Here is a 19,433-nt window from a genome sequence, read left to right as displayed (position 1 = left end):
CTGGTCCGCCCCGTTGCGCCGGTTCACCCCCTGGCGATCCCCGCCCCCCGGGCGGGGTCCACCGGGCCGCGGGTGATCCAGTCGTGGGCGGCCCGGGGGTCGAACGCCCGGTGTCCTTCGTGCACCAGCAGCCCCGCCGTGGCGAACGCCGGGTCGTCCGCCTGCTCGGGGAGGTACGGCACGGCCAGGCAGCGCATCCCGGCCCGGTGCGCGGCCCGTGCTCCCGGCGGGGCGTCCTCGACCACCACGCACTCCCGCGGGGCGACGCCGAGCCGCCGTGCCGCCTCCAGGAACACGTCCGGGGCCGGCTTGCCCCGCTCCACCTCCTCCGCGGAGACCCGGCACGGTATCCACGGGCCGAGCCCGGTGGTCCCCAGCACCAGGTCGATGGTGGTCGGGGACGAGCCCGAAGCGACCGCGAGCCGGTGCCCGGCCCCGTGCAACAGCTCGACCAGCGTCCGCATCCCGGGGAAGACCCGGGTGGAGCGCCGGGCCAGCCGCAGGTAACAGTCGTTCTTCTCGGCCAGCAGCACGTCCACGGGGGTGCCGAGGCCGTGTTCCGCACGGAGCGCGTCCAGGGTCTCCCGGGTGCCGATGCCGATGAAGTCGGTGTGGCGTTCCCACGTGAAGCCGTGGACGCCGTGCGCGGCGAGCACCTGCCGGGTCGCCTCGAAGTAGTTGGGTTCGCTGTCCACCAGGGTGCCGTCGAGGTCGAAGATGACCGCGGGGAGTGCGTGGTTCACGGGTACCAGCCTGGCACCCTACGGCCGGCCCCGGACAGCCGGCCCCCGGCGGCGGGGGGCCGCCCGGCTGCCGCCCCGCGGGTCCGGTGCGGGATGCTTGCGGAAGGGCAGCCGGGCGCGGGCCGGCGTTGCCGGGGAACGGGTGAGGGCCAGGAGCGAGCGGAGGCGGACGACAGTGGTTGGGCGGTCCAGCGCGGGAAGGTTCGCGTACATCGGGTCCTACACCTCGTCCGGCGGCGCGGGCATCACCGTGGCCGCCGTGGACGAGGACACGGGTGCGTTGCGGGCGGCGGGAGGCAGCGACGCCGAGGCCGATCCGTCGTTCCTGGCACTGTCCCCCGACCGCGGCACCCTGTACTGCGTGTCCGAGACCCCGCGGGGCGCGGTCGGCGCGTTCCGGGCGGGGCACCCCGGGCAGCTCGAACGGCTCGGCCGAGGACCGGTGGCGGGCGATCGGCCCACCCACCTCTCGCTGACCCCGGGCGGACGGGCGGTGCTCACCGCGAACTACGGCTCCGGCAGCGTCAGCGTCCTGCCCCTCGGCGACGACGGGCGGCCCGGCCCGGTGGCGGGCGTGCTCCACCACCACGGCACCGGGCCGGTCCTGGACCGCCAGGACGGTCCGCACGCCCACCAGGTGGTGACCGACCCCTCGGGCCGCTGGGCCCTCGCCGTGGACCTGGGCACCGACGGTGTCCACGTGTACCAGCTCGGCGCGACCGGGGTGTCGCTGCGCCCGCACGACGTCCTGGTGACGGCTCCCGGACGAGGACCGCGCCACCTGGTGTTCCACCCGGGCGGGCGGATGCTGTACCTGGTCAACGAGTTGACGCCCACGGTCACCGCCTGCGCGTGGGACCCGGTGGCCGGACGGCTCCGGCTGGTGGCTGACGTCCCGTTGGTGCCCGAGGGCGCGGCGGGGGAGCACTTCCCGTCCAACGCGGTGGTCTCGCCCGACGGGCGGTTCCTGCACGTGGCCGACCGGGGAGGGAACACCCTCACCACGTTCGCCGTGACCCCGGCGGGCGAGCTGCTGGAGCCGCTCGCCGTGGTGGACTGCGGCGGGGACTGGCCGCGGCACCTGGCCGCCGACCCGTCCGGGCGACGCCTGTACGTGGCCAACGAGAGGTCGGGGGAGGTGGCCTGGTTCGCCGTGGACCCGGAGACCGGGCTGCCCGAGCAACGGGGCGCCCTGCGGGTGGCCGCCCCGACGTGCGTGGTCTTCGACTGAGCGCGGCCTGGGAGTCCGTTCCGGCCGCTCGCCGTCCCTGAGGGCACGGCGAGCGGCCGGACGACGGCCCGGGGCCGCCGGACCGTGACGGGTCAGCGGGCAGGGGCGCGTAGCTGCGCGGTGTCCAGGCCGAGCGCCGAGGTGTAGCGGTTCAGGACCAGCTTGCCCACCGAGGAGTAGGCGCCCAGCGCCTCGGCGCCCGCGCACTCCGCCTCGGTCGAGGCACCCACCAGCAGTTCGGGGCTGACTTCGGGGCCGATCACGCAGGGCGCCACGGCCAGGCGCTGCGCCCCCGAGGAGCGCAACTGGCCCGCGACGTGCCGCACCGAACCCTCGACGTCCAGCGCCGCGGTCATCACCGGCACCGCGAGCCGCGCGGCCAGCAGCACCCCGGTGATCCCGGCGGCCTCCAGGGCCTCCTCGCCGCCGCGGACGGCCAGGATGATGCCGTCGGCCGCGGTCGCCACCGTGAACAGACGGGCCCGGTCGGCCCGGGCGAGCCCCGCCTCGGAGAGCCGCACGTGCAGGGCCTCGGCGAGCAGCGGGTGCGGCCCGAGGACCTCGGTGAGCCGGGCGGAGGACTGGCTCTCCGTCAGGACCTGGCGGAACCGGCCCAGGAACTCGGCGTCGGGTCCGGCCAGCAGCGGCACCACCACCGCGTCCGGGGCCTGGGCGAGGACCTGATCCAGGGTGGCGTCGGGCTCGTCCCCCGCCGCCTCGAGGAAGCCGAACCGCGCGTCGAGGCCGGGCAGGTCGGCACGGACCAGGCTCACCAGTTCCTCGGCGAGGGCGCGGGCGGAAGCACACGAGGGGCCGGGCACGGCGAGGACGAGCGCCGGGGCGCCTTCCGGCGCCGACAGCGGTTCCGGCCTGCGGTGCCGCCCTGGCTGTCGGGGGCGCGGCATTCGTACGGGCAGACCGTTTCCAGGGCCAGCAGGAGAACTCATGACCGAGGATCGTAGTGGCTGGCTCGTGCCTGGTCGCGCGGCACCCGCCCGGAAGTGCGGCGATGTCGCAAAAGGACTGGCGCGGTGTTACGGGCCGCCAGCGGGAGTGTTCGCCGCGTCACCCGCGTGCGGCCGGGTCGCACCGGTCGATCACCCGGAGCAGCGGGGGCTCCACCGGGAGTCGCAGGGTCCCCTCGGCCACCCCTGCGGCGAGCCGCAGGGCGCCGTGCAGGGGGGCGTTCCCGGCCGGGACGAGCCGGGCCAGCGGACGCGCCTCGGCCAGGTGCGTGCGCACCGGACCGAGCAACAGCTCGCCCATGCCGAACAGACCCCCGGTGTGCGCCACCAGGCAGGGCCGGTCCGCGGGGCAGGCGGCGGCTGCCGCGTCGGCGATGTGACCACCGGCGCGCTGGATGATCGCTGACGCGACCGGGTCGCCGTCGCGGGCGCGGTCCGCCACCCGTGGGGCGAACGACGCCAGCACCGCCGGCCGGTCCGCCCGGGGATAGAGCTGGCCGGGGAGGTCCTGTGGATCGCCGAACTGCGCGCGGGCGGCCTCGAGCAGCGCCGTCGAGCCACCCCGTCGGCCGTCGTGGGCCCGCAGCGCCGCCTCGAGGCCGGCCCTGCCGATCCATGCGCCGCCGCCGCAGTCGCCCAGCAGGTGACCCCAGCCGTCCACCCGCCGCCACCCGCTCAGGTCGGTGCCGAGCGCGATCAGACCGGTGCCCGCGGCGACCACCGCCCCCGGGTGGTCACCGAGCGCTCCGGCGTAGGCCGTCACCGCGTCCGCGGCGAGCACCACCCACCGCGCCCCGAACGCCTCGGTGAAGGCTCCGGGCAGTCTCGTCCGCAGGTCGTCCCCGAGGGTGGCCATGCCGGCGGCACCCACCGCCACGGCGGAGACCGTCCGGGCTCCCGCGGCCGCCAGCAGTTCCCGCGCGGCCGGGAGCACCACGGCGAGGAGCCCCGCGGCGTCGATCCCGGCCCCCGAGGTGCTGATCGGAACGGGCACCTCCCGCCGGAGCGTGGCGCCAGGACCGTCACCCCTGTCGGCCAGCGCCAGCCGCACCCCCGAGCCACCGGAGTCCACGCCGAGGACCCAGCCGTCGCCGGGCCCGTCGCCAGGCGTGCCAGACGTGCCCGCCGCCGTGTCGGAGGCCCCGGTCACGGCAGGCGCCAGTCCACCGGCGGGGCGCCCTGACCGAGCAGCAACTCGTTGGCCCTGCTGAACGGTCGGGAGCCGAAGAACCCGCGGTCGGCCGACATCGGGCTTGGATGCGCCGACTCGATGGCTGGCAGGGGGCCGAGCACGGGGCGCAGGCCACGGGCGTCCCGCCCCCACAGGATCGCCACCAGCGGCTTGTCCCTGGCCACCAGCGCCCGGATGGCCTGCTCGGTGACCTCCTCCCAGCCCTTGGCGCGGTGCGCCGCGGGCCGGCGCGGGGCCGTGGTCAGGACGCGGTTCAGCAGCAGGACCCCCTGCCGGGTCCAGGGCGAGAGGTCACCGTTGGAGGGCGCGGGCAGTCCGAGGTCGGTGGAGTACTCCCGGAAGATGTTGATGAGGCTGCCGGGCAGGGGGCGCACCTCGGGCGCCACGGAGAAGCTCAGCCCCACCGCGTGGCCCGGGGTCGGATAGGGGTCCTGCCCCACGATCAGCGCCTTCACCTCGTCGAACGGCTGTTGGAACGCGCGCAGCACGTTCGGGCCCGCCGGCAGGTAGGTCCGACCCGCGGCGATCTCCGCCCGGAGGAAGTCCCCCATGGCGGTGACGCGGTCGGCCACCGGCTCCAGGGCCTTGGCCCAGCCTGCTTCCACGATCTCACTCAACGGTCGTCCAGCCACGTGGAGTTACTCTAGTCCCGCCGGACCCGGCCCGGGACCCAGTTGTGGATCTTGTTGCTCCACCTGCCGCCACTGCCCCGCGGCCCTGGTGGAGCCGCACTGGATGAGGGGGAACTCAGGGGTCCGTCGGGCCACCCCTGAGCTGCCGCCCCGAGGACGACCCCGACCGCGTCCCGGTGCCTTCCCTGATTCCCGTCTCGCGCGGTTGTGTCCCCGTTCGGCCCGCTGCCACATTCGAGCCGAGGGCAACGCCCGTGACCCAACTCGTCAGACCCTTGAAGAACTCGCGGCCGCCCCGCACATGCGTGGTTCACCCCGCATCCACGCCGCGGTGGCGGGCTGTGTCGGCTGGCCGGAGGAGGTGAACAACCCGCAGCACCGCCTGCGCGTCCCCGAGGCGCCCACGATCCTCATGCTGCATTCGCGGCACGACCCGGCGAACAACTACGCGTGGGCCACCGGTGTGCACCGGCAGACCCGCGGGAGGACCGTCCTGGTGCCGTACGAGGGCGCCGGACACAGCGTCTACGGCCGCAGCGACTGCACACGGGACACCGTGGACGACTACCTCACGGACCTGAAGACCCCACGTGCCGGGAGCAGTTGTGCCGCGGCCGAGGTGAACTGACCGCGCCGTGACGGTGACGTGGGGCTCACGCCGGAGGCGGCACGGTCGCCGACAGCACACCCAACTCCCAGTCCAGCCCGTACCACCGGAACAGCTCGGTCCTGATCCGCGGCAACGGCATCTCCGCCCCGGGCAGCAGCAGCCCGACCACGGCGCCCATCAGCAGGGCGCGCAGCATCGGGTAGTCCTTCTCCGGGTCCTGGACACCGGACCTGGCCAGCGTGTCCTCCATCAACCGTGCCAACCGCTGCTGTTCCGGGCACTGCACGAAGCCGGCGGTGTCCGGGGCGAGGATCGACGCCATGTGGGACCGGAACAGCGTGGGCCGGTCGGTGGCCAGGGCGAGTATGCAGTCGATCAGCCGGGCCAGCAGATCGGGTCCGCAGGCGTCGGGAGGGGCCGCTTCCAGCGCGCCGGCCACCTCCATGTTCATCAGCCGGTGCACGGCTGACTGGAGCAGGTGGCGCTTGCTCGGGAAGTAGTAGGAGACCAGGCCGCGGGCGGCACCCGCGCGTTCAGCGATGTCACCGAGGGTAATTTCGTCGTAACCCCGCTCGCTGACCAGGTCTATTGTCGCTTGGAGCAGGCGCTCGCGCGAGCGGCGCCGCATCTCCTCGTTGACCGATGCGCGACGAGGGGACATGCTTTAACTCCTGCGTTGACTGGCTACCAGCCAATATACTCAGCGCTGGCTTGGGCGGCCCTGCGCGGACGCCTGAGAACGGGAAGGGCGTGGCAATAGGCGACGCGGGGGATCGCCTATTGCGACGCTCCTTCCCCACTCGCAGGGTTCCCCCGGGCGAATCGGGGGACCCGCCACCGGGACGGCCCGTCGTCACAGCGATCCTGTCATGTCGATCGCGGGGCGGGGCAGCCCCGCCAGGGGGAGAACGCCGCGGCGCAGCCGGTGACCACGGCCACCCCGAACAGCCACCCGGCGAACACGTCGGTGAGCCAGTGCACCCCGAGGAACACCCGGGTGAAGCCCACTCCGAGCACGGAGAACACCCCTGCCCCCCACACCGCGGCCCGCCCCGCGCCGCCCCGTGGACCGCACCACGCGTACAGCGCCACCAGCAGCGCGCAGGTCAGCGTCGCGGTCATCACGTGCCCCGAAGGGAACGCCCAGTTGTGCGCCGAGTCCACCGGGTCGGGCCAGTGCGGACGGGGACGCGCCGTCGCCGCCTTCACCGCGCTCTGGAGGCCGAGACCGACCAGTGAGGTGGTGAGCACCCACAGGGCGAGGCGGGCGAGACGCCGCCAGGCGAGGTAGCCGACCACCGCCAGGGTCAGCAACCGCATGGTGATCGGGTCCCACACCCAGTCGGTCAGCACCCGGTTGGTCCTCGTCCACGCGGGATGGCCGACGGCGGCCCGGTGCAGTTCCTGCGCGACGGTGCGGTCCGCGTCGGCCAACGGGCCCCAGCCGCCCTCCACGAGCGCCGTCAGCACCGCGCCGCAGACCAGCAACACGGCGGTGACCGACAGGCACCAGGCGCGGGCCCGGCGGTCACCGACGGCGTCGTTCGCCGCCCCGGACGGGGAGCCGGGCGGCGTGCCCCCGCCGCTCGCGGGATGGGTCACCCGGGCGCCGTTCATGCCATCGCGTGCAGACCCGGCCCGAAGGTGACCAGCAGTGGTGCGGCCGGGACCAACAGGGCGAGGACGGTCAGGCGTACCCGGCTGACCAGGGGCAGCCGGGGCTTGGGGTCCAGGAGGCGGTGCACCCGCACCGGCAGGTGGGTGTGCGGGGGCGGGCACGGCCCGAAAGAGCCCCGGTCCTCGTTGAGCTCGACCAGCGCCAGGGCCGTGGTCAGCCGGCCGTGCCGGCGCGAGGCGGAGTCATCGGCGGCGAGCTCGACGAGCCGGTACACCTGCTCCCGGAACCCGACGAACACCGGGACCTGCCCGAACCCGTTGGCCAGCGCCGACGCGCAGTACTGCAACCAGTGGTGACGGGCCCGTGCGTGCCCCCGTTCGTGGGCGACCACCGCGTCCAGCCGGCGGCCACCCAGCCGGCGCAGCGCCGCGGTGGTGATCACCAGTTGCGGCTCGGGACCCGGCAGCCACCAGGTCTCCGCCCGTTCGCTCTCCAGCACCACCAGGCGTTCGGTCGGCCGGTCGGCTCCCGGACGCCGTGCGTCCAGCTCCGCCGGCAGGACCGGCACCCGTCTGAGCAGCTCCGCCCTGCGCCTGCGGCGGATCGCCCGTGCCGCGCGGACCTCCCGGACCAGCGTCGTCGCGGTACGGGCTCCGCCGAGCGCCAGCAGACCGGCGAAGAGCGCCGCCCACCGCCCGTAGTCGCCGAGCCCGTAGGCGGCCTCCACTCCGGGCGGGGCGAACGCGAAGAGCTGGCCGCGCACGGACTGCCAGGCCGCGGCGGCGCTCAGTGCCAGGGCCGCCACGCAGGCGAGCAGCACGGCGGCCACCACGCACTGCCAGACCCACAGCGCGAGCACCGGCTCGCGCTCCTGCCAGTCGGCACGGGACAGCAGACGGGGGGCGACGGCCGCGACCAGCCCGCCGAAGCACAGCAGCGCGAACAGGACCGTCATGGCCTCACCCTAGGGCGCGGGCTGACCCGCCGGTACGCGACGGACCGGGAAGTGACGTAGACCACGATCTTGGCCGGCCCCTGGCCGACCGGGCCCCGAGCGCCTCCGGGGACACCGCGGACCGGAACAGGTCGGGCGGTTCCCGGTCGGCGGTCCCGGCCCGGCACGGACCGTCGCCGACAGGTCACATCGTGAGCACCATGGCCAGCATGCTGATCCCACGGCAGACCTCGCACGCCGCGGGGTACGCCGGGGCGGGGGCCGCCAGCCGTTCGCCCGGGGCCGCTCCCCCCGAGCCCGGTCGGTCCCCGGTCTCCGGCCGGGCGGACACCAGACGGGTGCCCGCCCAGAGCGCGTATCCGGCGAAGTACACCAGCAGCGCCCCGGTGAGCGGGGGGAGACCGGACGCCCCGCGGTGCCCGGCGTGCCCTCCGCCCTCCGCGGCCACGGCCATCGTCAACGCCGCGTACACCATGGCCGCGGCGCCGAGGGCGTGGTGGGCGTGGTGGGCCCGGTGACCAGCCGCCCGCGCGCGCACGGCCCAGACCGTGGCCGCCACGCCGAACGCGGAGAAGTAGCAGGCGAAGAGCCACGGCCCCCAGGGACGGGTGTCCAGCGCGGTCGGCGGCACCGCCATCAGCGCCATCCCCAGCCCCATCAGGGCCTCGCTGCCCGCGGCCCGGCGAGCGGCACCGGAGCCGGCCGCGGAGGGCCGCCTGAGGAACCGGTGCGCCCCGTACAGGCCGGTGGCGCCGGTGAGCACGACCAGCAGCCAACCGACGAGCGGCGGTCCATGCATGGGCGCGTTCGTCCTTCCAGCTCGGGGCCGTGGTGAGGCTGCCCGAGGACGGCGGCCCGCACGCCGGCGCACGGTGGCAGACGAGGGAGCGTCCGCGACTCCCGGACGCCTCCCGTGGCGTGACGGCCCCGGGCACCGGTCCGGGGGGTCCGGCCGGGACCGGCGCCGTGGCGACCCCGGGCGGGCGGGCTGATCCCCAGTCATTTGCCGTTGGCGGTACGGTCCGTGCAGTTCCTGCGGTCCCGATCGACACAGAGAGAAAGTGGATGATCCGAAGACTCCATCTCGTCGCGCTCGCCACCGCGACGGCTTCCGCCCTGGGTTTGGCCGTGCTCGTCGCCGAACCCGGCTCCACCTCCCAGCCCGGGGACGCGCCGTTCTTCGGCTCCTCGCTGCCGACGAGCGCACCGTCCAAGACCAAGGAGATCGCCCCGGGCGTCACCCTCACCTCACTGGAACTGGGCGCGCGGGACGCCGACGACGTGTGGACCGTCCACGTCGCCCTGCCCGCGACCCCCGACGGCCCGTTCCTGGGCAAGACCATGAGCATCGGCCCGCGGCAGACCGCCGACCGGGTCGCCGACGCCCTGCGGGCCAAGGGCTTCGAGCCGCGCGTCGAGGAGGTCCTCGCGCCGGAGTGGGCGGACCGCCCGGCCGGACACCTGGGCTGGATCGTGCGGGTCGGCCGCTGGGCGGACCAGGCGACCGCGAAGGCCACCCTGGCCCGGGTCAAGGCCGCCGGCTTCACCGCCCAGAACCGCTACACGGCACAGGACGGCACCGACAGTGACGCGCCCCAGAAGGTCCACGTGCTCAGGGTGGACTTCCGTGAGTTCACCGGGTCGGTCGGCGTCGACTTCGGCCCGACCCTCAACGGTGCGGAACGGCTGACGGAACTGGCCTCCGCGGCCGACGCTGTCGCGGGCGTCAACGCGCAGTGGTTCTACAAGGGAGCCCCCGCCGGTCTGTTCGTCCAGGACGGTGAGGTCCTCGGGTCGGCGACCCAGGGGCGTGCCGGCGTCCTGCTCACCCACGGTGGTCGCAAGGCGGACGTCGACACCTACACGGCGCACGTCACGGTCCGGTCCGGCGGCGACACCATGGAGATCGACGGGGTCAACCGAATCCCCGGGGTGATCCAGAACTGCGGCGGGGTGGGCGGGGACCGGCCGACCGAGCGCCCGCAGCACGACCTGGTGTGCACCGACGACAGCGAACTGGTGAGGTTCACCCCCGAGTGGGGCGCTCCGCCGACCGGGACCGGGGCCGAGGTGGTGCTCGACCACACCGGCACGGTGACCGCGGTGAACATGACCCGCGGCGCCGCCGCGCCCGCGGGCGGCTCCACCATCCAGGCCATCGGCGACAGCGCCGACTGGCTGCTGGCCCACGCGCGGGTCGGCACCCGACTGACCGTCACCCAACGCGTCGAGGACAGCCGGGGACACCAGGTGCCGCTCACTCCCGACACCACGATCCTCCAGGTCGGACCGACCCTCGTTCGGGACGGTCGGGTGTCGGTCAACGCCGTCGCCGACGGTCTGCTCCACGAGGGGGGCGACAGGACCCTCACCTACGACTGGGCGATTCGTGCCGCCCCACGGTCGGCGATCGGCGTGGACGAACGGGGTCGGCTGATGCTCGTCGTCGTGGACGGCCGGCAGGCCGGCTACAGCGAGGGCCTGGGCACCACGCAGACCGCTGAGCTGATGCGGCTCCTGGGGGCCAGGGAGGCACTGAACCTCGACGGCGGCGGGTCGTCGGTGATGACCACGGCCGAGGGAGGCGTCGTCAACCGTCCCTCCGACGCGACCGGGGAGCGGAAGCTGGGCAACGCGCTGTTGGTCCTGCCCTGACCCGACCCCGGCCGGGTGCGGACCGCCGCCCGCTGACGTCTCCCGGCGTCCGCGCGGGCGGCGGGTCCGCCCCCCGGGCACGTGTCGGGAGGTGGGGAAGCGCCGGTCCTGAAGGGAGGCGCTGGTCGTAGGGTGAGAGGCGGCCGAAGGCGGCCTCTACCAGGGGAGCCCTGCATGTCGCGGTACTTGATCTCGTTCGATGACGGTGCGATGACCTTCCCCGAGGAGGAGTTGCCCGAGGTGGCCAAGGCCTCGCTCGAGGTGGTGCGTGAGGCCCGGGACGCCGGTGTGTGGGTGTTCGGTGGTGGACTGCAAAGGCAGCGGGCGAGCGTCGTGTCCACCGACGGGACCGTCACCAAGGGCCCGTACCCGGAGACCAAGGCGGTGCTCGGCGGGTTCGCGGTCATCGATGTGCCCTCGCGTGAGGACGCGCTGGAGTGGGCTGCCAAGATCGCTGCCGCGTGCCGCTGTGCGCAGGAGGTGCGGGAGATCATGCCCGACCCCACCGTCTGACCGAGACGGGCCCGCGGGCCCGGTCCGGAACGTGTGACCCTGCGGGACCGGGACGCGGCGGTCCGTGGGAGACACGGGCCTCAGGGTCGGTAGCGGAGGGGGTGGTCCTCGGGGGTCTCGACGATGACGATCCGCACCCCGTCCGGGTCGGTGAGCCACATCTCGATCAGGCCCCACGGCTGTCGGGTGGGTGGCCCCAGCACCTCGATCCCGCGCTCGGCCAGCTCCCGGTGGACGGCCTCGGCGTCGGCCACCTGGAGCCACAGCTCGAGGCCGGGCGCGGGCGGCTCCGGCGACCCGCCCGTCACCTCCAGGAAGCCGCCGCCGAGGAAGAAGACCGTGCCGCGCTGGGAGCCCGTCCCGTACTCGCGGTAGATGGCGAGTCCGAGGCCGTCCCGGTAGAAGGCGCGGGTCCGTTCCAGATCCGTGGGGTGGAGCAGCACCCGGCTGCTGAGAACGTTGACCATCCCGGGACTGTAGGTGCGCGGGGGCGTTCCGGGGAACACCGCCGCGCCGCTCCGCAGGGGTCACCTCCGGGCCGCGGGTGGCCGCGACGGCGTCACCCGGGCCTGCCGGCCATCTCCCTGGTGCCGGCCTCCTCGGCCTCCACCGCCCGTTTGACCTGCGGGAAGTCGGTGGTGCCACCGTCCACGCCAAGCGTCCTGGCCAGCAGCAGGTCCCGGGGGGTGTTCACCACCCAGGACACGACCGCGATGTCCCTGGCGTGCAGCCGTTCCACGATGGACAGCGTGAGCCGGCGCAGGTTGAGCACCGCCATCGGGGCGCCCACCGCTGCCGCCCGGTCCACCACCTCCTCGCCGTAGCGGCTGGCCACCAGCGCGGTGCGGACCCCGGGCAGGTGCTCGGCGACCTCGCGCAGCGCGTCGTCGTGGAACGAGATCACGGTGACGCGCTCCAGCAGGTTCCGGCGGCGCATCACCTCGGCGAGGGCGCGTGCCGCGGCCCGGTCCTTGATCTCGGCCTGGAGGGGGGCGTCCACCGCGTCGAGGACCTCCTCGAACACCGGCACCCGCTCACCCCCGCCGGCGTCCAGGGAGCGCAGTTCGGCGAGGGTGAGGTCGCTGATGGCGCCGGTCCCGTCGGTGGTGCGGTCCACGGTGGCGTCGTGCATCACCACCAGCGCGCCGTCCGAGCTGAGGTGCAGGTCGAGTTCGATGACGTCGAGGCCCTCGCGGTCCGCGCGGACGAACGAGCGCAGGGTGTTCTCGGGCTCGACGCCCATCACGCCCCGGTGGCCGATGGTGAGGAAACTCACGGCGGACCGCCTCCACGGGTTCGTCGCCCCTCGTCGGGGCGGGACGGGTCCGCAGCCTAGCCGGAGCGCCGGGGGACCGACAGCACCGGCGGACCGACACGGCCGGTGGAGACGCGGGTCAGCGTGCGGAGGTGGTCACCTGGGGCCGGGCGGGCGGCGGGTCCTGGGCGGAGTAGACGTCCCTGACCTCGGCGATTCCGAGGACGAAACCGGTGATCAGCGCCAGGGCTATGACGTCGCGGGTGCTCATGTCCTCCCCTTTCTCCCTTCAGACCCCTCCATCGTGCGCCCGGGAGGGGCGGTGCGTGCATGTCGTGCACCCCACTGGCATAGAACTTCGGATACGGGGCAGACAAGCCCCAGCGGCTACAGCAAGAACATCGGTAACTGCGGTTCCGAACGGGACGATCTGCTGTAGATCCTCTTGAGTGCAGGAACACCTGCATATACCCTGCTGAAACCGATGGTTCTTCGGCTCACAAGGGGTAGTCATGGAAAATCTCCTGTCCCAGACGGTGGAGGACGGCAAACTTCTCGCGACGGCCGTCGGTGGAGGTCATGCCGTAGGGGCGGAGAGGCATCCCGCGTGGGCCGGGCTGAAAGACGCCGTGGAGACGGTGCGCCCCTGGCAGGCCAACGACGGCTCCATCGACTTCGCCGCGGAGGGAGCCCCCGACCGTGCCGCCGTGCAGGGGGAGCTGCGGCGGATGGTGGCCTCGGTGGAGGCCCTGGCGCCGATGTTCCCGCACGACGCCGCCTACCTGCAGGCGCTCGTCGCCGACCTGGAGGGCTGGGGCAGGGACGGGTTCGGCGTGCCCGACTTCCTGGACTCCCTGCTGGCCTTCCAGCCCGCCGCCAACCGGGTGGACGGCCTGCAGCACCTGGTGCTCTTCCCCATGTACACCCAGAACGGCAACCCGGACCGGAACTTCGAGGCGGTGCTGCTGCGGGTGTTCTGGCCCGACTGGCTCGCCGAGCTGGAACGGACCCGTTACGACAACCCGATGTTCGTGCCCATCACCTTCGACGACTTCACCGCCGGGTACGACACCAACTCCGCCGTGCTGTTCCCGGAGACGATCGCCGTGCGCGAGGTCCCGGAGCGCTTCTCCTGGGGCGGGATCTTCTGCGACCGCGAGGCCGCCCGGTTCCGCCGGGTGAGCCAGGCCGCCGTCGCCTCCCTCGGCCTCGAGCTGCCGGAGGAGGCCGAGCGACTGATCACCGACCAGGACCGCTCCCTGGAGACGTTCGTGCTCTGGGACCTGATCCACGACCGCACCCACAGCCACGGCGACCTGCCGTTCGACCCGTTCATGATCAAACAGCGGGCGCCGTTCTGGATGTACGCCCTGGAGGAGCTGCGCTGCGACCTGACCGCGTTCCGGGAAGGGGTGCGGCTGGAGGCCGAGGGCGCCGACGAGCGGACCCGGGAGCTCGGCCGCTGCCTGCAGTACGCCATGCTCTTCGACCGGCTCTTCCGGTTCCCGATCACCGGGCAGCGGGTGCGCAACTATGACGGCCTCGGCGGGCAGCTCCTCTTCGCCTACCTGCACAAGCACGACGCGCTGCGGTGGACGGACAACACCCTGCGCTTCGACTGGGAGCTCGCGGCGTCCGTGACCCAGCGCCTGAGCACCGAGATCGACGAGCTGTACCGCGCCGGCATCGACCGGCCCAAGGTGGTCCACTGGCTCGCCGCCTACGAGCTGGTCTCCCGGTACCTGTCCCCGCACCCCGGTTCGGTCTGGGCCAAGGGCCCCGAGGCGCTGCCGCTCGACCAGCCCCCGCGCAAGCTGGTGGACCAGGTGCTGCCGGACGAGTTCCCGCTGAGCATGTTCTACGAGGCCCTGAACAAGAAGCTGCGCGACGTGATCGCCTCCACCCGGGGGATCACCGCCCGCGCGGCGGCCTGAACCGTCCCGGCCCCGGTCACCGACCGGGGCCGGTTCCCGGGACGGTGGACACCCGTGGGCTCGTACCATCGCCTCCCGGAGCACAGCCCCCACACGACCCAGACGGGATTAGGTGACATCTATGAACGCCCAGGACCTCGACGGCGCGGTCATCGCGGTGGCCGGGGCGGCGGGGCCGGCGGGACAGGCGGCGCTGCGCCGGCTCGCCTCGGCCGGCGCCACCGTCGTCGCCTGCGACCGGGACGCCGAAGGGCTCGCCGCCGCGGCCGAGGACGCCGCCCGCCACGCGCCCGCGGCCCCCCCGGTCCGCACCGAGACCGTGGACCTGCTCGACGCGCAGGCCACCCGGGAGTGGGCCGTCCGCACCGAGAAGGACCTCGGCCGGACCGACGGCCTGGTCCACCTGGTGGGCGGCTGGCGCGGCGCGCCCTCGTTCCCGCAGACCGACCTCGCCGACTGGGACCTGCTGCACAACCTCCTGGTGCGGACCGTCCAGCACACCTCGCTGGCGTTCCACGACCCGCTGCTGGCCAGTCCCCACGGCCGGTTCGTCGTGGTCAGCGCGGCCGGCGCGGGCAAACCGACCGCCGGCAACGCCGCGTACGCCACCGCCAAGGCGGCCACCGAGGCGTGGACCCTGGCGCTCGCGGACTCCTTCCGCAGGGCCGGAGGTGAGTCCGGGCCCACCGCCGCGGCTACGATCCTGGTGGTCAAGGCGCTGGTGCACGACCAGATGCGGGCCCAGCGCCCGGAAGCGAAGTTCCCGGGATACACCGACGTCGCCGAGCTGGCCGAGGCCATCGCCGGCCTGTGGACCCGGCCGGCCGAGGAAGTGAACGGAAAGCGCCAGTGGCTGACGCCCCAACCCAAGTGACCCCCGACGACCAGAACCGCGCCGACGACGGGCCCCACGGCGGCCCCTCCGGAACCCCGCCGGGGACCGACGCGGTGCGCCACCACGACCCGTCGGTGCGCGGATTCGCCAGCGACAACTACGCCGGGGCGCACCCGGAGGTCCTCGCCGCCCTGACCTTGGCCAACGGCGGCCACCAGGTCGCCTACGGCGAGGACGACTACACCGCGGCCGTACAGCAGGTGTTCCGCCGCCACTTCGGCCCCCGCGCCGAGGCCTTCTTCGTGTTCAACGGCACCGGGGCCAACGTGGTCGGCCTCCAAGCGGTCACCGACCGCTTCGGCGCCGTGATCGCCGCGGAGAGCGCCCACATCAACGTGGACGAGTGCGGCGCACCGGAGAAGGTGGCCGGGCTGAAGCTGCTCACCGTCCCCACGCCGGACGGCAAGCTCACCCCCGAGCTGATCGACCGACAGGCCTGGGGCTGGGACGACGAGCACCGCGCCCGACCCCAGGTGGTCTCCATCACCCAGACCACGGAACTCGGCACCTGCTACACCGTCGAGGAGGTCCGGGCGATCTGCGACCACGCCCACGAGCTCGGGATGCTGGTGCACCTGGACGGGGCCAGGCTCGCCAACGCGGCGGCCACCCTCGACGCCCCGCTGCGCGCCTTCACCACCGACGCCGGCGTGGACCTGCTCTCCTTCGGCGGCACCAAGAACGGTCTGCTGTTCGGCGAGGCCGTCGTGGTGCTCAACCCGGACCGGGTCCGCAACCTCCTGTACCTGCGCAAGCTGTCGATGCAGCTCGCCTCGAAGATGCGCTTCGTCGCCGTGCAGTTCGAGGCGCTGCTCGCCGGGGACCTGTGGCTGCGCAGCGCGGGCCACGCCAACGCCATGGCCCGCCGGCTCGAGGCGGCCGTGCGGACGGTGGACGGGGTCACCGTGGTGCGGCCGGTGCAGTCCAACGCGGTCTTCGCCCTGCTGCCCCGACAGGTCAGCGAGCGGCTCCAGAAGCGCTACCGGTTCTACTTCTGGGACGAACACACCGGAGAGGTGCGCTGGATGTGCTCCTTCGACACCACCGAGGAGGACATCGACGGCTTCGCCGCGGCCATCGCCGAGGAGATGGCCAAGGAGCAGCCCCGGCAGTGACCGCGCGGTGGGCGGCCGTGCCCGGGCACGGCCGCCGCTCCCGTCACTGCCGGGCCTGCTCCGGGGTGGGCGCGGTGCCGCCGAGGTGCGCCGGCAACCACCAGCCGTCGTCCGGGCCCTTCGGCCGGTCCGGGTAGTCCTGCTGGGCCTGCACCAACAGCGTCTCCACCCGGTCCCGCAGCCGGTCGGTCAGGGCGTCGGGCTTCTCGTCGGGCTCCGGCCGCAGCGGCTCGCCGACCCGGATGCGCACCGGGATGTGACTGCGGGAGAAGTTGCGCGGGCGGCCCTTGGTCCACAGCCGTTGGGTCCCCCACAGGGCCATCGGCACCATCGGCACCCCGGCCTCGGTCGCCAGCCTCGCGGCGCCCGACTTGAAGCGCTTGAGGGTGAAGGAGCGGCTGATGGTGGCCTCGGGGAACACCCCGACCACCTCGCCGTCCTGCAGCGCCCGCAGCGCGTGCTGGAACGCCTGGACCCCGTCCGCCCGGTCCACCGGGATGTGCCGCATGCCCCGCATCAGCGGACCGGAGATCCGGTGGTCGAACACCGACTGCTTGGCCATGAACCGCACCAGCCGCCGGGACGGCTGCGCCGCCTGGCCGCAGAAGACGAAGTCCAGGTAGCTGATGTGGTTGCTGACCAGCAGCGCGCCACCGCTGCGTGGAACCCACTCGGCGCCCGCAAGGTCGATCTTCCAGTCGAGGACCCGGAACATCGTGCGCGCCGCCGCGATGACCGGCGGGTAGACCAGTTCGGCCACGAGCTACACCTTCCCTCACGGGCCGTGGATGTGTGCCGTGGCCCGAGCACAAGTCGAGTACTGCCGTAGGTAACGGCGGCGGTTGGCCGATCGTGCCCCACGGGGCGGACCGAGTCACGTCCCCGGGCCCGCCGTGCACGGAGATTCTCGTCACGTCCGCGGCGGCGGACCGGCCCGCCACGGTCGCCGGCCCGCCGGCTCACCCGCTCGGCCGAACCGCGTGCGCTGGCGTACTCGTGCGTAGGGTGCGCATATGCTGCGAGGAAGCGGTGGCCAGGGCACAGCGGCAGCCAGGGCCCCCCGCGCCGGACGTGACCGAAGCTGTAGGAGACAGGCGTGAGCTTGAGGATCGTTGTCTGTGTGAAGTACGTGCCCGACGCCACCGGTGACCGGCACTTCGCCGAGGACCACACCACGGACCGAGACGCGGTGGACGGGCTGCTGTCCGAGCTCGACGAGTACGCCGTCGAGCAGGCTCTCCAGATCAAGGAGGCGAACGACGACGTCGAGATCACCGTGCTGACCATGGGCGGGGACGACGCGAAGGACGCGCTCCGCAAGGCCCTGTCCATGGGCGCCGACAAGGCCGCGCACGTCAACGACGAGGCGTTGCACGGCACCGACGTGATGGGCACCTCGCTGGTGCTGGCCAAGGCCGTCGAGCAGATCGGCTACGACCTGGTGCTGTGCGGGATGTCCTCCACCGACGGGGTCATGGGCGTGCTCCCCGCGCTGCTCGCCGAACGCCTCGGGGTCCCCCAGGTCACCCTGCTGTCGGAGGTCTCCGTCGCTGACGGCACGGTCAACGGACGGCGGGACGGGGACACCGCCAGCCAGCGGCTCTCGGCCGCGCTGCCGGCCGTGGCCTCGGTGACGGACCAGTCCGGGGAGGCCCGGTACCCGTCGTTCAAGGGCATCATGGCCGCCAAGAAGAAGCCCGTGCTCGCCCTTGACCTGTCCGACCTGGGCATCGACCCGGCCGACGTGGGTCTCGCCGGGGCGTGGTCGGCGGTGGACGAGGTGGCGGAGCGCCCGGCGCGCACCGCGGGCACGGTGGTCAAGGACGAGGGCGAGGGCGGCCGTCAGCTCGCGGCGTTCCTCGCGGAACGCAGGTTCGTCTGAGCGCTCACGCCGGCGAACCGGCCGACCGAGTCCGTCCCCTCACAGTCTTCAGGAGAACGATTCCCATGGGTGAAGTCCTCGTCCTCGTCGATCACGTGGACGGCGCCGTCCGCAAGCCGACCCTCGAACTGCTGACCCTGGCCCGCCGGATCGGCGAGCCGGTCGCCGTGCACCTCGGTCCCGGGGCCGACACCGCCGCCGCCACCCTCGGCGAGTACGGCGCGAGCACCGTCCACGCCGCCGACGCCCCCGAGTTCGCCGACTACCTGGTGGTCCCGCAGGTGGACGCGCTGGAGCAGGTCGCCAAGGCGGTGAACCCGGTGGCCGTGCTGCTCCCGTCGTCCGGAGAGGCCAAGGAGGTCGCCGCCAGGCTCGCCCTCCGGCTCGGATCTGGCCTGATCACTGACGCGGTGGACCTGGAGGCCGGCGCCGAGGGGCCGGTCGCCACCCAGTCGGTGTTCGCCGCCGGGTTCACCGTGCGCTCCCGGGTCTCCCGCGGAACGCCGGTGATCACCGTCAAGCCCAACTCCGCCACTCCGGAGCCGGCCCCGGTGTCCGCGACGGTGCAACCGCTGAAGGTGCTCTTCGGGAGCGCCGCCACCGGAACGAAGATCGTGTCCCGTACCCCGCGGGAGGACACCGGCCGTCCCGAGCTGACCGAGGCCGCGATCGTGGTCTCCGGCGGTCGGGGGGTCAACGGCGCGGAGAACTTCGCGGTGATCGAGGCGTTGGCCGACGAGCTCGGCGCAGCCGTCGGCGCTTCCCGGGCCGCGGTGGACGCCGGCTGGTACCCGCACACCAACCAGGTGGGGCAGACCGGAAAGACGGTCTCTCCCCAGCTCTACATCGCCGCGGGCATCTCCGGCGCCATCCAGCACCGCGCCGGGATGCAGACCTCGAAGACGATCGTGGCGGTCAACAAGGACGCCGAAGCGCCGATCTTCGACCTGGTCGACTACGGCGTGGTGGGCGACCTGTTCCAGGTGCTGCCGCAGCTCACCGACGAGGTGAAGGCCCGCAAGGGCTGACGTCCGGCCGATCCGCGCCGCCTCGGGCCCGCCGTCCACGACGGCGGGCCCGAGGGCTGTCCGGCCCTCGGCGCGGGCGGTTCGCCGACATCGAGGGCCCGCCGCCCGGACCGGGGAGATCAGACCGGTCGGGCGACGGGCTGGGGTAGGTCCCCGGCCGGCCGGACGGGCCGGCCGCCGCACGTGGGACGGATCGGGACGACACTCCCG

At 73.6% G+C, this 19,433-nt stretch carries 21 protein-coding genes; 9 read left to right on the top strand and 12 right to left on the bottom strand.

Annotated elements, in window-relative coordinates; genetic code table 11:
• Positions 1–23: 23 nt before the first annotated feature.
• Positions 24–743 carry an HAD family hydrolase gene (locus tag A3IG_RS0120290; RefSeq protein ID WP_018385426.1) on the bottom strand — a complete coding sequence of 240 codons (720 nt, stop codon included), beginning with the start codon at positions 741–743 and terminating at the stop codon, positions 24–26.
• 175 nt (positions 744–918) lie between these two features.
• Between A3IG_RS0120290 and A3IG_RS0120285 the strand changes: the two genes are divergently transcribed.
• On the top strand, positions 919–1,974 hold the full coding sequence (locus A3IG_RS0120285; RefSeq protein ID WP_018385425.1) for a lactonase family protein: 1,056 nt from the start codon (positions 919–921) through the stop codon (positions 1,972–1,974).
• Positions 1,975–2,066: 92 nt separating this feature from the next.
• Here A3IG_RS0120285 and A3IG_RS0120280 read toward each other — a convergent pair whose 3' ends face one another.
• The 3 genes from A3IG_RS0120280 to A3IG_RS0120270 form a co-directional block, all read right to left on the bottom strand.
• Positions 2,067–2,921 carry a sirohydrochlorin chelatase gene (locus A3IG_RS0120280; protein ID WP_078500746.1) on the bottom strand — a complete coding sequence of 285 codons (855 nt, stop codon included), beginning with the start codon at positions 2,919–2,921 and terminating at the stop codon, positions 2,067–2,069.
• Between the two features lie 118 nt (positions 2,922–3,039).
• Complete coding sequence (locus A3IG_RS0120275) at positions 3,040–4,089, bottom strand: N-acetylglucosamine kinase (protein ID WP_018385423.1); 1,050 nt, start codon at positions 4,087–4,089, stop codon at positions 3,040–3,042.
• Positions 4,086–4,763 (bottom strand): uracil-DNA glycosylase, encoded by a 678-nt coding sequence (locus tag A3IG_RS0120270; RefSeq protein ID WP_026220471.1) that lies wholly within the window; start codon positions 4,761–4,763, stop codon positions 4,086–4,088. Before A3IG_RS0120270 ends, A3IG_RS0120275 begins: the two co-directional genes overlap by 4 nt.
• 301 nt (positions 4,764–5,064) lie before the next feature.
• On the opposite strand from A3IG_RS0120270, the gene A3IG_RS35350 reads away from it, so the two are divergent.
• Positions 5,065–5,391, top strand: coding sequence for an alpha/beta hydrolase (locus A3IG_RS35350; RefSeq protein WP_018385421.1), 327 nt, complete (start codon positions 5,065–5,067; stop codon positions 5,389–5,391).
• A 25-nt stretch (positions 5,392–5,416) separates the two neighbouring features.
• Here A3IG_RS35350 and A3IG_RS30625 read toward each other — a convergent pair whose 3' ends face one another.
• From A3IG_RS30625 to A3IG_RS0120245, 4 genes are all read right to left on the bottom strand, one after another.
• The gene (locus tag A3IG_RS30625) at positions 5,417–6,034 is read right to left on the bottom strand and encodes a TetR/AcrR family transcriptional regulator (protein ID WP_040911969.1); all 618 of its coding nucleotides are present in this window, start codon (positions 6,032–6,034) and stop codon (positions 5,417–5,419) included.
• 206 nt (positions 6,035–6,240) lie between these two features.
• Positions 6,241–6,975, bottom strand: coding sequence for a phosphatase PAP2 family protein (locus A3IG_RS30620; RefSeq protein ID WP_018385419.1), 735 nt, complete (start codon positions 6,973–6,975; stop codon positions 6,241–6,243).
• A gap of 11 nt (positions 6,976–6,986) precedes the next feature.
• Complete coding sequence (locus A3IG_RS0120250; protein ID WP_018385418.1) at positions 6,987–7,946, bottom strand: M56 family metallopeptidase; 960 nt, start codon at positions 7,944–7,946, stop codon at positions 6,987–6,989.
• 184 nt (positions 7,947–8,130) lie between these two features.
• Positions 8,131–8,745, bottom strand: coding sequence for a DUF5134 domain-containing protein (locus A3IG_RS0120245; protein WP_018385417.1), 615 nt, complete (start codon positions 8,743–8,745; stop codon positions 8,131–8,133).
• 266 nt (positions 8,746–9,011) lie between these two features.
• Here A3IG_RS0120245 and A3IG_RS0120240 point away from each other — a divergent pair, with 266 nt between their 5' ends.
• Together A3IG_RS0120240 and A3IG_RS0120235 are read left to right on the top strand one after the other, a co-directional pair.
• The gene (locus A3IG_RS0120240; RefSeq protein ID WP_018385416.1) at positions 9,012–10,601 is read left to right on the top strand and encodes a phosphodiester glycosidase family protein; all 1,590 of its coding nucleotides are present in this window, start codon (positions 9,012–9,014) and stop codon (positions 10,599–10,601) included.
• 174 nt (positions 10,602–10,775) lie between these two features.
• Complete coding sequence (locus A3IG_RS0120235; RefSeq protein ID WP_018385415.1) at positions 10,776–11,114, top strand: YciI family protein; 339 nt, start codon at positions 10,776–10,778, stop codon at positions 11,112–11,114.
• Between the two features lie 80 nt (positions 11,115–11,194).
• Here A3IG_RS0120235 and A3IG_RS0120230 read toward each other — a convergent pair whose 3' ends face one another.
• From A3IG_RS0120230 to A3IG_RS35745, 3 genes are all read right to left on the bottom strand, one after another.
• Entirely contained in the window at positions 11,195–11,581 is a 387-nt protein-coding gene (locus tag A3IG_RS0120230; protein ID WP_026220469.1) for a VOC family protein, read from the bottom strand.
• Between the two features lie 92 nt (positions 11,582–11,673).
• The gene (locus tag A3IG_RS0120225) at positions 11,674–12,390 is read right to left on the bottom strand and encodes a glycerophosphodiester phosphodiesterase (RefSeq protein WP_018385413.1); all 717 of its coding nucleotides are present in this window, start codon (positions 12,388–12,390) and stop codon (positions 11,674–11,676) included.
• Positions 12,391–12,508: 118 nt separating this feature from the next.
• Positions 12,509–12,640: a hypothetical protein gene (locus A3IG_RS35745; protein WP_018385412.1), complete on the bottom strand. Its 132-nt coding sequence runs from the start codon at positions 12,638–12,640 to the stop codon at positions 12,509–12,511.
• A gap of 241 nt (positions 12,641–12,881) precedes the next feature.
• On the opposite strand from A3IG_RS35745, the gene A3IG_RS0120215 reads away from it, so the two are divergent.
• The 3 genes from A3IG_RS0120215 to A3IG_RS0120205 all read left to right on the top strand — a co-directional run bounded on the left by A3IG_RS0120215 (position 12,882) and on the right by A3IG_RS0120205 (position 16,313).
• Complete coding sequence (locus tag A3IG_RS0120215) at positions 12,882–14,303, top strand: DUF6421 family protein (protein WP_026220468.1); 1,422 nt, start codon at positions 12,882–12,884, stop codon at positions 14,301–14,303.
• A 121-nt stretch (positions 14,304–14,424) separates the two neighbouring features.
• A complete protein-coding gene (locus A3IG_RS0120210) occupies positions 14,425–15,177 on the top strand; it encodes an SDR family NAD(P)-dependent oxidoreductase (protein WP_018385410.1) in 753 nt (250 codons plus the stop codon).
• Positions 15,178–15,251: 74 nt separating this feature from the next.
• Positions 15,252–16,313, top strand: a complete 1,062-nt coding sequence (locus A3IG_RS0120205) for a threonine aldolase family protein (RefSeq protein ID WP_026220467.1) — start codon at positions 15,252–15,254, stop codon at positions 16,311–16,313.
• A 43-nt stretch (positions 16,314–16,356) separates the two neighbouring features.
• Here the strand turns inward: A3IG_RS0120205 and A3IG_RS0120200 are convergent, their stop codons facing one another.
• Positions 16,357–17,073: a lysophospholipid acyltransferase family protein gene (locus tag A3IG_RS0120200; RefSeq protein ID WP_018385408.1), complete on the bottom strand. Its 717-nt coding sequence runs from the start codon at positions 17,071–17,073 to the stop codon at positions 16,357–16,359.
• A gap of 336 nt (positions 17,074–17,409) precedes the next feature.
• Between A3IG_RS0120200 and A3IG_RS0120195 the strand changes: the two genes are divergently transcribed.
• Positions 17,410–18,195: an electron transfer flavoprotein subunit beta/FixA family protein gene (locus A3IG_RS0120195; RefSeq protein WP_078500742.1), complete on the top strand. Its 786-nt coding sequence runs from the start codon at positions 17,410–17,412 to the stop codon at positions 18,193–18,195.
• A gap of 65 nt (positions 18,196–18,260) precedes the next feature.
• A complete protein-coding gene (locus A3IG_RS0120190; protein ID WP_018385406.1) occupies positions 18,261–19,223 on the top strand; it encodes an electron transfer flavoprotein subunit alpha/FixB family protein in 963 nt (320 codons plus the stop codon).
• The last annotated feature ends 210 nt before the right edge of the window (positions 19,224–19,433 follow it).

Origin of the sequence: Wenjunlia vitaminophila DSM 41686 (genome assembly GCF_000380165.1) — a bacterium.
Classification (GTDB): Bacteria; Actinomycetota; Actinomycetes; order Streptomycetales; family Streptomycetaceae; genus Wenjunlia; species Wenjunlia vitaminophila.
The sequence above is the reverse complement of the archived record's forward strand: the minus strand, read 5'-3'. Positions and strand labels throughout refer to the sequence as shown.